This window comes from Rhodococcus sp. P4_B6, from assembly GCF_056402215.1.
In genome coordinates, this window is sequence record NZ_JBFUHV010000021.1 from 18,552 (window position 1) to 32,727 (window position 14,176).

At 71.8% G+C, this 14,176-nt stretch carries 6 protein-coding genes; all 6 read left to right on the plus strand.

Translation table 11 applies throughout. The features are described 5' to 3' along the window. The first annotated feature begins 34 nt into the window (after nt 1-34). From AC1DWT_RS13230 to AC1DWT_RS13255, 6 genes are read left to right on the plus strand one after another with little or no spacing between them, the layout of a single operon-like run. Entirely contained in the window at nt 35-334 is a 300-nt protein-coding gene (locus tag AC1DWT_RS13230; RefSeq protein ID WP_072947118.1) for an acyl carrier protein, read from the plus strand. Beyond that, nucleotides 331-1,428 carry an acyl-CoA dehydrogenase family protein gene (locus AC1DWT_RS13235; RefSeq protein WP_072947117.1) on the plus strand — a complete coding sequence of 366 codons (1,098 nt, stop codon included), beginning with the start codon at nt 331-333 and terminating at the stop codon, nt 1,426-1,428. The genes AC1DWT_RS13230 and AC1DWT_RS13235 overlap by 4 nt, the downstream gene beginning before the upstream one ends. Then, complete coding sequence (locus tag AC1DWT_RS13240; protein ID WP_206013181.1) at nt 1,425-2,435, plus strand: 3-oxoacyl-ACP synthase; 1,011 nt, start codon at nt 1,425-1,427, stop codon at nt 2,433-2,435. The genes AC1DWT_RS13235 and AC1DWT_RS13240 overlap by 4 nt, the downstream gene beginning before the upstream one ends. After that, nucleotides 2,432-3,484 carry an HAD-IIIC family phosphatase gene (locus AC1DWT_RS13245; RefSeq protein WP_206015979.1) on the plus strand — a complete coding sequence of 351 codons (1,053 nt, stop codon included), beginning with the start codon at nt 2,432-2,434 and terminating at the stop codon, nt 3,482-3,484. The genes AC1DWT_RS13240 and AC1DWT_RS13245 overlap by 4 nt, the downstream gene beginning before the upstream one ends. Continuing rightward, a complete protein-coding gene (locus tag AC1DWT_RS13250; RefSeq protein ID WP_206013180.1) occupies nt 3,481-5,055 on the plus strand; it encodes an amino acid adenylation domain-containing protein in 1,575 nt (524 codons plus the stop codon). The genes AC1DWT_RS13245 and AC1DWT_RS13250 overlap by 4 nt, the downstream gene beginning before the upstream one ends. Further along, nucleotides 5,048-14,176 (plus strand): amino acid adenylation domain-containing protein, encoded by a 9,129-nt coding sequence (locus AC1DWT_RS13255; RefSeq protein WP_420855111.1) that lies wholly within the window; start codon nt 5,048-5,050, stop codon nt 14,174-14,176. The genes AC1DWT_RS13250 and AC1DWT_RS13255 overlap by 8 nt, the downstream gene beginning before the upstream one ends.

Consider the following 14,176-nt stretch of genomic DNA (forward strand, 5'->3'; position numbering starts at 1 on the left):
ATTGAACGCTGGTCCAATTGGGAATCCCAGGCCCATGGACACAGCAAATGCACCTGTGCCCGAGTCCCATGACGAGCTGGTCGAGCAGCTACGGCAGTACCTGAGCTCGATCACGTCGACGGAACTCGGTCCCGACGACGACTACTTCACCCTGGGACTGGTGAGTTCGTTGCGGGCACTGGAGATCGTCACGTACATCGAAGGCTCCCACGACGTCGTGGTCGAGGTGGAGGATCTCGACCTCGACAACTTCCGCACTGCGGCCCGGGTTGCGGGGTTCATACGGAGGAAGCGGGGCGAGCAGCTTCGTGCGACGGACGGGGCGTCGCCGTGATCGGAATCGACACACTTGTCGCCTCCGCCGAGATCGACGCCGGCAACTGGGACGAGACCGGGCTGCCGGTCGAGGTCATCGAGGCCGCCGCGAAGGCGGGTGTCCTCGGGCTGGACCGGACGACGGAGTGCCGGGGGCTGGGCCTGAACGCCGCCGAACTCGGCTCGGTCGCAGAAAGACTGGGGGCGGTCTGCACGTCGTTGCGGTCGCTGCTGACCGTGCAGGGGATGGTGAACGCCGCGGTCGATCGGTGGGGCACCGCCGAACAGCGGGCGAGGTGGTTGCCCGCCCTGACGACGGGTGAGCTCCTCGCCGGATTCGCCGCCACCGAAACCGGGGCGGGCAGCGACCTCTCCTCTGTGGCTACCAGTTTCGAGGAGCACGGCACGGACCACCGCATCACGGGGCGGAAACTGTGGGTCACGTTCGGCGAGGTGGCGGACGTCCTGCTCGTCCTCGGCCGGTCGCAGGCCGGGCTGACCACCGCACTGGTCGAGACGGACGCGCCGGGGGTGACCGTCGAACCGCTCCACGGTCAGCTGGGCATGCGCGGCGCCCGGATCGCGCACATCGCGCTGGACGGCGTCGTCGTCCCCGCCGACCACCTGATCGCACCGCCGGGATTCGGGCTGTCCCACGTGGTCGGAACGGCCCTCGACCACGGCCGGTACACCGTGGCGTGGGGGTGCGCCGGCATGGCGCGCGGGTGCCTCGCCGACGCCGTCGCACACGCCTCCACCCGGGTGCAGGGCAGTGCCGTGTTGTCCGAGCACGACTCGGTCCGTGCGATCCTCGGGCGCAGCTGGGTCGACGCGGCCGGCGCCCGCGCGCTGTGCGAACGGGCCGCCGAACAACGCGATGCGCGTGAGCCGAGCGCGCTGTTCACGACGATCGCCGCGAAGTACGCCGCCGCCCGCGTCGCCGCATCGGTGAGCCAGCAGGCGGTCCAGGTGCTCGGTGCCGCCGGGTGTGCCCCCGGCAGCAGGGTGGGCCGCTTCTTCCGTGACGCGAAGGTCATGCAGATCATCGAGGGCTCGACCGAGGTCGCCGAACTCCAGATCGGTGACTACGTGCTCGGGGGAGGTGTGCGATGACGGCAGACCCGCCGGTCACGATCGAGTCCGTCGCGCTGTGGTTCCCCGACGACGAGGTGACCGTGGCGGGACTGCCGGAACTCGACGAACTCCCGATCGCGCAGCGCGAGCACGCGCTGGCACTGGGCATCGACACGGTGCGGATCGGAATCGGTCTCGCCGAGGTGGATCTGGCGCAGGCCGCGGCGGAGGAGGCGCTCCGCACGTCCGGCCTCGACGCCACCCAGCTCGACGCGCTGCTGCTCGTGCAGGGCCGGGTTCCRCAGTATCTGCTCGCGTCCGAGGCGACGCGGCTGCAGCACCGACTCGGCGCGACCCAGGCGTTCACGACCGGGGTGGGGGACCTCGGGTGCGTGTCCGTCTCGGCGGCGTTCACGCTCGCGTCGGCGATGCTCCGCGGCGACCCCCGCTGCCAGAACGTGCTCGTCGTCGCGGCGGCGAAGACACCCACCCGGTCGCGGTACCGGCCGCCGATGACGCTCCTCGGCGACGGCGCCGCCGCGGTCCTGCTGACGAAGTCGGGGACCGGACGGTACGAACTCGTCGACCAGATGATCCGCAGCGACGGAAAATACGCCGACCTGTTCCACATCGACTACCGCGACGTCCGCGAAGCCGACTGGATCGAGGAATGCGCCGACGAACCGACGTACTCGTTTCGCCTGGCGGTCGAGAGCAGGAAGCGGTTCACGGAGATCAACGCGGAGCTGCTGGCCCGGAACGGGGTGCAGCAGGACGGGATCGGCGTGTTCCTCATGCAGAACCTGTCGCTCGGTGCGTTCGCGTTCTGGCAGGAGGCACTCGACGTCGCGATCGATCCCGTCTGCCGCGACAACCTGGCCCGGTACGGCCATCTCGGCTCCGTCGACGTGGTGGCGAATCTCGAGCGCGTGGCGTCCGCGCAGGCGCCCGGCGACTACTGCGTGATAATGAACAGCAGTCCGGTCGCGGCGTGGAGCAGTGCGCTGCTCCGGCGCCTGCCGGACCGGCCCGGGCGCGGGGCGTGATCGCGATGGCGCCGACGGTCAAGTGCATGGTCTGGGATCTCGACGACACCATCTGGGACGGCGTCGTCCTCGAACAGGACGCCCCGGTGCCGACCGCGGACGCCCTCCGCGCCCTGGACGTGCTCGATCGGCGCGGAATCCTGCACGCCGTGGCGAGCCGCGGCGAATTCGAACCCGCCGCCGCGCACCTGCGGATGCACGGCATCGAGGAACTGTTCTGCGCCATCGACGTCGGGTGGGGCCCGAAGTCGGAGGCCGTGCGCCGCATCGCGGAGACCCTGAACCTGGGTCTCGACACCATTGCCTTCGTCGACAACGATCCCGTCGAGCGCGCCGAGGTGTCCGAGGCGCTGCCCCCGGTGCGGTGTTATCCCGCCGAGCAGATCGCGTCGTTCCCCGACCTTCCCGAGTTGACCCCGCCCGCCGTCACCGCGGAGGCGAGGCAGCGGAGGGCGCTGTACCGCGCCGAACGGATCCGGCAGGTGAGCGAACAGGAGTTCCACGGGTCGAACACCGAGTTCCTGGGCTCGCTGGACCTGGTCATGACGGTCCGCAGGGCGAACGAGGACGACCTCGAACGCGCGCACGAACTGACCGTGCGGTCTCATCAACTCAACACGACGGGACGCACTTTCGGGATCGACGAACTGCGCGGGCTCTGCGCCTCCGACGATCACGAGGTGCTCGTCGCGTCGCTCGCCGACCGGTTCGGCGGGTACGGCACGATCGGTCTCGCGGTCTCGGAGATCCGCGGCGACGATTCCGTCCTGCAACTGCTGCTGATGTCGTGCCGGGTGATGTCGCGTGGCGTCGGGACGGCGCTGATCCGGCACGTCGTGGAGCGGGCCCGCGCCCACGGCAGGCGGGCGCTCGCCGAGTTCGTGCCGACCGACGTCAACCGGGTCATGCTGGTGACGCTGCGATTCGCGGGCTTCGACGTCGTCGACCCGAATCCCGGCCGGATGCTGCTGCTGTGCAACGACATCCGGAGTGCGGCGGCACCGAACGCCGATCACGTCACGGTCGTCTCGGGAGACGTGACGCCATGACGGACGTGGTCTCGAGCGGCGGAGTGACGTCCGGGATCCTCCGCCAGTGCAGGCGGGTTCCCGGCCGGATCGCGGTCGTGGTGGGCGACCGTGCGCTGACGTACCGCGAACTCGACTCGGCGAGCGAGGCATTGGCGCGCAGGCTCGCGGCCCTCGGCGTGCGACCGGGCCAGGTTGTGCTGATCCATCAGCGGCAGAGCGTCGAGACGGTCGTCGGGATGATCGCGGCTCTGCGGCTGGGCGCGGCGTGGTGCGTGATCGAGCCCGGACATCCGGTGGGGCAACTCCGCGCACTCCTCGGCGACATCGACTGCGGTGCCATCGTCTTCGGGTCCGCGGATCCCAAGACGTCGCCGGAGACGATTCGGGCACTGGCCCGTAGTGCGGGCGGACGTGTTCCGGGACTGCACGACCGGGATGCGAGCCCCGCGCCCGGAGACGAACCGGCGGCCGAACTTCCCGCGGACGTGCCCGCGGCCACCCCGGCGTACGTGATCACGACGTCCGGTTCCACCGGCATCCCCAAGGCCGTCGTCGCGAGCCGCGCCAACCTCGCGAGCATGGTCGACGGCCGCAACTACGACTACGACGAGGACGACCTGGTCACGTTCTCCGCGTTCCGCCTCACGTGGGACGGCTCCCTGCTGAAGACCCTCTGGGCGCTGTGCGCCGGCGGCACCAGCGTGCTCCCTGCCGCGCACGAACTGATGGACGCCGAGGCGGTCGCCGCGCTCGCCCGGACGTGGCGGGCCACCCACCTGGTGGCGACTCCGTCGTTCTACCGGCTGCTGCTGCCGCACCTCGCCCCGCTGCGCGAGCGCCTGCGGTTGGTGACGCTTGCGGGAGAAGCCCTTCCGGGGGTGTTCGTCGCCCAGCACCGGGCAGTGCTGCCGGGTGTTCCGCTGAGCAACGAGTACGGTCCGACCGAGACCACCGTCAGCTGTCTCGCCCATCCGGTGCGCGACGTCCCCGCCTCGATCGCGCCGATCGGCAGACCGCTGGGCGCGAGCACGGCGTACGTCCTCGACGCGAAACTGGTCGAGGTGCCGTACGGGGCGGTCGGGGACCTGTACATCGGCGGTCCCCAGATTTCCGAGGGCTACGCGTCCCGCCCGGGCGCCACCGCGGCCAGGTTCGTCGCCGACCCCTTCGCGGAGCGGCCGGGCGCCCGGATGTATCACACGGGCGACCTCGCGCGCGTCGACCCGCACGGCGACATCGAATTCTGCGGCCGGTTCGACGGGCAGGTGAAGGTGCGGGGCGCCCGCGTCGAGAGGCACGCGGTGGAGGCCGCGCTGGAAAGTCATCCCGCGATCCACCAGGCCGTGGTCCTCGCGACCGCCGACGAACACGGGGAGACCACACTGACCGCGTTCTGGGTGCCCGCGGCCACGGCGACCGTGCTGCCCACACCCCGCGACCTGATCGCGCACTGCGCCGAACGCCTCGTCGCGCAGGCCGTGCCCGACCGTTTCCTCGCGCTCGGCGCGCTTCCGCTCGCCCCGAGCAGCAAGGTGGACGAGGCGGCGTTGCGCCGGCTGCTCCCCGGCGGAGGTGGTGGCGTTGCCTGAGCACCGTCCCGGGACCGCCGGCAACGCCGAGACACCGTTCCCGCTGTCCTCCGCGCAATACGAGGCGTGGCTGGCGCAGCAACTGGCCCCCGACGTGCCGCTGTGCATCGCCCAGTACGTCGAGGTGCACGGCGACCTGGACGTCGACGTCCTGCGCGCGGCCACCGTCGCGACCGCGGACGAATTCGGATCACCGTTTCTCCGGTTGATGGACAGGGACGGTCAGCCGTTCCAGATGGTCGACCCCGCCGCGGACCGCTCGATCGGGTTCGTCGACTTCCGCGACGACCCCGAATCGGTGGACGCCGCCCGCCGGTGGATGCGCGCCGACTGCGAGACCCCGCTCGATCCGACCCGCGACCGGCTCGTCGAATCGTCGATCCTCCGGGTCGGTGACGAACACTACTTGTGGTACAGCAAGATTCACCACGTCGCCCTGGACGGCTACGGTGCGATGACGATGCTCAACCGCATCGCGGCCCGGTACTCCGCGCAGGTGCTCGGCCGGGAACCGGCACCGGGCGAGGCCGCGGACCCCCGGCATCTGTACGACGCCGACCAGCAGTACCGGTCGTCGAACCGCTTCGCGGCGGACCGGCAGTACTGGGCCGATCGGATCAGCGGTCTCGGACCCGGATCGACCCTGGCGCGGCGGACCGGGCCCGCGGTCGCCACGAGCACCGACGCCGCGGGGCCTCTCCCGGACGCCGCGGAGCGAGCGCTGGGCGGCGCAGGCACCCACGGAACCGCCGCGATCATCGCCGCGTTCGCCTGCTACCTGTCGAGGATGACGGGCCGCCGGGACGTGCTCGTGAAGATCCCGGTGTCGGCGCGCACCACCGCAATCCTGCGACGGTCCGGCGGGATGGTCGCGGGTGTCGTGCCGCTTCCCGTGCGGATCCGCCCCGAGGACACCGTGGGACAACTGGTCGAGCGGGTGCAACTGGACCTGATGGGTGCGCTGCGGCACCAGCGTTTCGGGCTCGGCGACATCCGGCGCGACGCGGGAGCTGCTGCCGCGGAGTCGCTGTCGGGACCGATGGTCAACGTGATGCTCTTCCATCAGGAACTCGCCCTCGGGCCGCTCGTCGGCGAATACCACATCGTCACGTCCGGACCGGTCGAGGACCTGCTCGTCAACGTGTACCAGAGCGGCTCCCCGGTCCGGACCGTCGTCCACTTCCTGGCCAACCCCCACCGCTACGACGCCGGCGAGGTCGGTGCCCATCACCGGCGGTTCGTGGACCTGCTCGGCGACTGCCTCGCGGCAGACCCGGACGCCCCCGTCGGCACCGTCCACGAGGAGACGGCCCGGCTCGACTTCTGGACGCGCACCCTGGCGGGCGCGCCCCCGCTGCTGGATCTGCCCACCGATCGTCCGCGCCCCGCACGGCCGTCCCGGCGCAGCGCCGCCGTCGACGTCGAATTGGACCCGGAACTGCGGCGCGGGCTGACAGCGCTCGCCGAGGCGCACCGCACGGACGCCGCCACCGTCGCGCACGCGGCGCTGGCACTGGTGCTGGCACGATCGGCCCGTACCGGCGACGTCGTCCTCGGCACGCGGACGGATGCCGACGTCGTGGTGTCGCGGACCCGGGTGCGCGGCGCCGACCGGTTCGGCGACGTCGTCGACACGGTCCGGGACGCCGCCGCGCAGGCGTTCGCCCACCGTGGCGTGCCAGTGGAGGCCGTCGCCCTGGCACTCGACCCCCCGCGGTCCGCGTCCCACGCACCGCTCTTCCAGGTGCTGCTCGAATTCTCGGACTCCGGTGGGGAACTCGGCGACCTCGATCTGCGGGTGACGGTGTCGGACACGACGGCCCGCTTCGCCTACGCGACGGACCTGTTCGACGCCGCCACCGTGGACGGGCTCGCCCGGCGGTTCGTGTGCACCGCCGCGACGGGTGTCGCGGATCCGTCCGTCGCGGTCGGCGACATCGACCTCGCCGATCCGGCCGAACAGGCCCTCGTACGGGAATGGTCGATCCGGCAGGCGGACGCCGCCGGCGAAACCACGCTCGGCGCGCTGTTCGCCGACCGGGCCGCACGGAACCCCGGCGCCACCGCCGTCGTGTCGGGTGGTGAGCGCATCACGTACGGCGACCTCGACGCCCGGTCGAACCGCCTTGCCCGGCACCTCCTCTCGCTGGGGGTGGGCCCGGAGTCGATGGTCGCCGTCGCACTGCCGCGGACGGCAGCGCTCGTCGTCGCACTCGTGGCGGTCGTCAAGGCCGGGGCCGCGTACGTGCCCGTCGACGCGGATCACCCCGGTGAGCGTTCGGCGCTCGTCGTCGCCGACGCCCGTCCGGTGTGCGTGCTCGCGACCCGGGACACCGCGGCCTCGCTGCCCGTCTCGGATGTTCCGGTCCTGCTTCTCGATTCGGCGGACCCCGAAATCGACGGCCGCTCCGCGGACCCGCTGACCGATACGGAACGGGCACCGGCCGATCCGGACTCGCTGGCCTACGTCGTCTACACGTCGGGATCGACGGGGCGGCCGAAAGGCGTTGCGGTGTCGCACCGCAACGTGGTCTCCCTCTTCACCGGCACCCGGGACCTGTTCCGGTTCGACGACGCCGACGTGTGGACGATGTTCCACTCCCCGGCATTCGACTTCTCGGTGTGGGAGTTGTGGGGCGCGCTGCTGCACGGCGGCACCCTCGTCGTCGTCGACCTCGACACCGCCCGGACACCCCCCGCGTTCCTCGCGCTGCTGCGCCGCGAGCGGGTGACGGTGCTGAGCCAGACCCCGACCGCGTTCTCCCAGCTGATCGAGGCCACCGAGGCCGACGCCGCCGCAGGCCCGACGTCGCTGCGCTACGTCGTGCTCGGCGGCGAGGCGCTCGACTTCGGGCAGCTGGAACGCTGGTACTCCCGCCGCGGCGAGGACGCGCCCGTGCTCGTGAACATGTACGGCATCACCGAGACGACGGTGCACGTCACCCACCTCCCGCTCGGCCGCGCGCTCGCCGCCGCCGCGTGGACGAGCGGGATCGGACGGGCGATTCCCGGGCTCCGGGTGTCGGTGCTGGACGCGCGGCTGCATCCGGTGCCGGTCGGTGTGGCCGGCGAACTGTACGTGGCGGGACCACAGGTGGCACGCGGCTACCTCGGCCGCGCCGGGCTCACCGCGTCCCGCTTCGTCGCGGACGCGTCGGGGGACCGGATGTACCGGACCGGGGACGTGGTGCGGTGGCGGCGGGACGGAAGCCTCGACTACCTCGGACGCGACGACCTGCAGGTCGAGATCCGCGGCTTCCGGGTGGAACTCGGCGAAGTGGAGTGGGTGCTGGGCCGGTGCGACGGTGTCGCGCAGGCCGTGGTGACGCTGCACGAGGATCCGGTGACCGGACCGGCGCCCGCCGCGTACGTGGTGCCCGAGGCGGGTGCGGTCGTCGACCCGGGGGCCGTGCTGGAGTTCGCGGCAACCGCGCTGCCCTCGTACATGGTCCCGGCGTCGGTGACGGTCCTCGAGCGCGTGCCGCTCACCGTGAACGGGAAACTGGACCGGGCGGCACTTCCGGCGCCCGCCAACGACTCCGGCGCCGACTTCGTGGCAGCGGGCACCCCCGCCGAGGAGGCGATCGCGGTCGTGTTCGCCGCGCTGCTCGGCGTGCCCGCGGTCGGCGTCGACGACGACTTCTTCGCGCTCGGCGGCAACTCGCTTGTCGCGGCGAAGGTCGTGGCGCGGATTCAGGCTGTGCTCGGTGCGGCCGTGGGAGTGCGCGACGTCTTCGAGGCGCGGACGGTGCGGACGCTCGCCGCCCGTGTGGCGCGGGCGGACTCGGCGAGCAGGCCGCCGCTGGTGGCCACCGACCGGTCCGCGGCGGCGCCGGTGTCGCTGGCGCAGACGCGGATGTGGTTCCTCGACCAGTTCGACACGACGTCGCCCGCCTACAACATCGCGGCGGCCTTCCGGTTGCGCGGCCCCCTCGACGTCGATGCACTGCACGCGGCGCTGACGGACGTCGTCGACCGGCACGAGGCGCTGCGGACGATCTTCCCGATGCGCGGCGACACGCCCGTGCAGTCGGTGATTCCGGCGGCGGACGCGGTGCGCCGCCTCCGCGCGGTCCCGGTGTCGGGGGAGAGCGAACTCCGGGACCGGCTCGCCGCGGCACTGTCCGCGGGCTTCGAGGTCACCGCGCAGGTTCCGTTGCGGGCGCACCTGTTCGAGCTCGGTCCGCGTGATCACGCCCTGGCCCTGGTGGTCCACCACATCGCGGCGGACGCGTTGTCGCTGGGACCGCTCGCCCGGGACGTGACGTCCGCGTACACCGCGCGGGCGCGGGGGCACGCGCCGGACTGGGTGCCGCTCCCGGTGCAGTACTCCGACTACAGCGTCTGGCAGCGGACCCTGCTCGGAGCGGAGGACGATCCGGACTCGCTGATGTCCCGTCAGCTCGGGTACTGGCGTGCCGCGCTCGCCGACGCGCCGATCGTGACGGACCTGCCGATGGATCGCCCACGCCCCGAGCACCGGACGCTCGCCGGCGCGCGGGAGGCGTTCGACATCGGGGACCGCCTGCACCGGAAGGTGGTCGCCCTGGCGCGGGAACACGATGCGACGGTGTTCATGGTGACCCACGCGGCGTTCGCGGTCCTGGTGTCCCGCCTGGGGAGCACCGCCGACGTGATGATCGGATCGGCGGTGGCGGGGCGCGGAGAGGCCGTCCTCGACGACGTGGTCGGGATGTTCGTCAACACCCTGGCGCTGCGCACCCCGGTCCGCGGCGCCGACTCATTCGCCGCGGTGCTCGCCGCCGTGCGGGACCGCGATCTGGAGGCGTTCGCGCACGCGGAGGTGCCGTTCGAGCGGGTCGTCGAGGCGCTCGCGCTCCCACGCACCACCGCCCACGCCCCGCTGTTCCAGGTGCTGTTCGAATTCCAGGACGTCGAGCGGCCCACCCCGAGCCTGCCGGAACTGGACGTGGACGAGATCGACCTCGGTGTCTCCGTCTCCACGTTCGACCTGCAGCTGACGCTGGCCGAACGGTTCGGGGAGAACGGGGCGCCCGCCGGGATCAGCGCCGGATTCACCTATGCCACCGACATCTTCGACGCCGCGACCGTCCGGAAGTTCGCCGAACGCTACGTGCGGCTCCTCGACACGGTGGTCGCGGACCCGGACGTTCCGCTGGCCCGGTTCGATCTGCTGTCCGCAGGCGAACGCGAGGCGCTGGTGCCCGTGCGCGGGCGGCCCACCGGCACCACCCGGCTGCTGCCGGAGATCCTCGCCGCCGCGGCCGCCCGGGACCCGCACGCCGTCGCGCTGTCGTACGGCAACGCGGTGATGTCGTACCGCGAACTCGACGACTGGTCGAACCGTCTCGCGTGGGTGCTGATCCGCCGCGGAATCGGGCCGGAGGACCACGTGGCGATCGGGCTCGTCCGATCCGTGGAACTGGTGGTGGCGGTGTGGGCGGTGGCGAAATCGGGTGCGTCGTTCGTGCCGGTGGATCCGAGCCTGCCGTCCGCGAGGATCACCGACATCCTCGCCGACTGCGGGGCCGTGGTGGGACTCACCGTCGCCGAACAGCGCGACCGGATGCCGGACGGCGTGGAATGGCTACTCCTCGACTACCCGGGTCCGACGCGGAGATGGGAGTCCCGGTCGATCACCGACGAGGACCGGGTCGTGCCGCTGCGACCGGACCACCCGGCGTATCTGATGTACACGTCCGGGTCGACGGGCGCGCCGAAGGGCGTCGTGATCCCCCATGCGGGGTTGCAGAACTTCACGATCGATCAGCGCACGCGGTATGCGACGACGAACGCGTCGCGTGTGCTGAATCTCGCGTCGCCCGGGTTCGACGCGACGATGCTCGAATACCTGATGGCGTTCGGCGCGGGCGCGCGACTGGTGATCGCGGCGCCGCACGTGTACGGCGGCGCCGCGCTGACGGAACTGCTGGCGGCAGAACGGATCACCCACGCATTCGCGACCCCGGCGGTCCTGGCCACGATCGACCCGCGCGGTCTGCGTTTGCTGCGCGCCCTGGTCGTCGGCGGGGAGCGCTGCCCGCCGGAGTTGCTGGCCCGCTGGGCGGCCGGGCGCACCCTGCTCGTCGGCTACGGCCCGACGGAGACGACGGTGATGTCGAACATCGGCGACCCGATGACCCCGGGCGACCCCGTGCGGATCGGCCACCCGATGCGTGGCGTCCGCGAACTCGTCCTCGACGAGTGGTTGCGGCCGGTGCCCGTCGGTGTGGTGGGTGAGCTGTACGTGCTGGGGGACGGTCTGGCACGCGGCTACCACCGGCGGGCCGGAGCGACCGCCGCCGCGTTCGTCGCGAACCCGTTCGACCATCCGGGCTCGCGCATGTACCGCACCGGGGATCTGATGCGGTGGACGAAGGACGGGCGGCTGGAATATTTGGGCCGCAACGACTTCCAGGTCAAGCTGCGCGGCCAGCGGGTCGAGCCGGGGGAGGTGGAAGCGGCGCTCACCCGCTGCCCCGGTGTCGCGCAGGCGGTGGTCGTGGTGCGCCGCACACCCGCCGCCGAGGCTGTCCTCGCCGGGTACGTCACGGCCGAGGACGGCGCGGATCTCGACACCACGGAGGTGCTGCAGTTCGCCGGATCGGTGCTCGCCCCGTTCATGGTGCCCGCCTCGGTGACCGTCCTCGACCGGCTTCCGCTCGGCGCCAACGGCAAGGTCGACCGGCACGCGCTGCCGGAACCCGAATTCGCCCCTCGCATCTTCCGTGCGCCCGGCACCCCGTTCGAGTCCGCGGTGGCCGACGTGTTCGCCGAGGTCCTCGGGACCGGCGTCGTCGGAGCCGACGACGACTTCTTCGCGTCCGGGGGCAACTCGCTGACCGCAACACAGGTGGTTGCGCGCATCAACTCCGCGCTCGGTGCGGACGTCGGTGTGCGGGACGTGTTCGAGGCCCCGACCGTGCGGGCGCTCGCGGCGCGGATCGCCCGGGAGACCGCGGGCGGCGAGGTCCGGCCCGCGGTGGCGGTGCCCCGGCGCCCCGGCCCGGTGCCGCTGTCGTGGGCGCAGCACCGGATGTGGCTTCTCAATCAGTTCGACCCGTCCTCGCCCGCGTACAACGTCGCGATGATCGTCCGGCTGTCGGGCGACCTCGACGTCGACGCGCTGACCGCCGCCCTCGCCGACGTCGTGGAGCGGCACGAATCGCTCCGCACCCGGTACCCGTACGGCGACACCGGACCCACCCAGGTGATCGTCGGCGCGGGGCACATCGCGCAACTCACCGTGTCGACGTCCGAAGATCCGGTACCCGGACAGATCTCGGAACTCGTGTCCGCAGGATTCGACGTCGCCGCCGAAGTGCCGATGCGGGCACGGCTGTTCACACTCGGCGACCGGGAGCACGTCCTCGTCGTCGTGGTGCACCACATCGCGGCCGACGGGTTCTCGATGGTCCCGCTCGCCCGCGACGTGCTGACGGCCTACACCGCGCGGTCCGAGGGCTGCGCGCCGGGATGGGAGCCGCTGCCGGTGCAGTACCCCGACTACACCGTGTGGCAGCGGGAACTCCTCGGCTCGCAGGACGACCCACACTCCCTGCTCTCCCGGCAACTCGACTACTGGCGGTCGGCGCTCGCCGATGCGCCCGCCGTGACCGACTTGCCCACCGACCGTGACCGCCCGCCCCGCCGATCGGCCGCCGGCGACCGGGTGACATTCACGATCGGCGCCGACCTGCACCGCGAGGCGGTGGCCTTGGCGCGGACCCGGCGGTGCACCGTGTTCATGATCGTGCACACGGCCCTCGCCGTGTTGCTGTCCCGCTCGGGTGGTTCCGGCGACGTGGTAATCGGGTCACCGGTCGCCGGCCGTGGCGAGGCCGTCCTCGACGACGTGGTGGGCATGTTCGTCAACACGCTCGTGCTGCGGACCCACGTGTCGGGGACGTTCGACACTCTGCTCGCACGGGTCCGCGAGACCGATCTCGCGGCCTACGCCCACGCCGACGTGCCGTTCGAGCGGGTGGTGGAGGCGCTGAACCCGCCTCGCTCCCAGTCTCATTCACCCCTGTTCCAGGTGTTGCTCGAGTTCCGGAACACCGAGCACCCCGATCTCACGCTCCCGCACCTCGAAGCCCAGGTCCTCGAACCCGACGTCGAGGTCTCCCTCTTCGACCTGCACCTGACGGTGCGGGAGCGGTACGACGACTGCGGAACACCGGAAGGGTTGACGGCCGGATTCACCTATACGACCGACCTCTTCGACGAGGCGACCGTGCAGGCCCTCGCCGGAAGGTTCACCCGGATCCTCGCCGCGTTCGTCGCGGATCCGAGTTTCCCCGTCGGCGACGTCGACCTGCTGACCCCGGACGAGCACACCCGCATCCGTGAATGGAGTACCGCGGCCGGGACGTTCGTGCTCGATCCCCGGCTGCAGCTCACCCCCGAGGAGGTGAGCGGCGAGGTGTATGTCGCCGACACGCGGGAGTCCCACACGTCGGCGCGCGCGGCGGCCACCACGTTCGTGGCGAACCCGTTCGGATCCCCGGGCTCCCGGATGGTCCGCACGGGCGCGCTCGCCCGGTGGAACCGGTCCGGACGACTGCTGACGGTCGACGCCGCCGGATCCCCGGCACGGTCGGTCGCGGACGTCGTCGAGAGTCACCCGGCGGTCCGTGAGGCCGTGGTCCTCACGACCGCAACCGGTGTCACCGCCTTCTGGGTGCCTGCGGCCGCGGCGGCCGTGCTGCCGATGGCGGAGGACCTGCGGGAGTTCAGCGCCGGACGGCTCGACGCCCGCTCCGTGCCCACCCGTTTCGTCGCACTCGGGGCCGTCCCGCGAACGGCGGGCGGCGAGGTGGACGAGAACGCGCTGCGCGCACTCGTGTCCGAGGCGGAGCCGGCGGTGCGGCCACGCTGGACGACACTGCAACGGTCGGTGGCCGAACACTGGGCGGCCGTGCTGGGGCACGACGACTTCGGTCCCGAAGACGGATTCTTCGACGTCGGCGGCAACTCCCACCGCGTCGTGGAACTGCAGCGGCGTCTCGACGGACAGTGGCCCGGCGCCCTGCGGGTGGGCCAGTTGTTCGACCTCGTCACCGTGGCGGCGCAGGCCGAGGCGCTCTCGCATTCCACCGACAGCGAGGCGCCCGCGCCCGCCACCTACGAGTTCTGA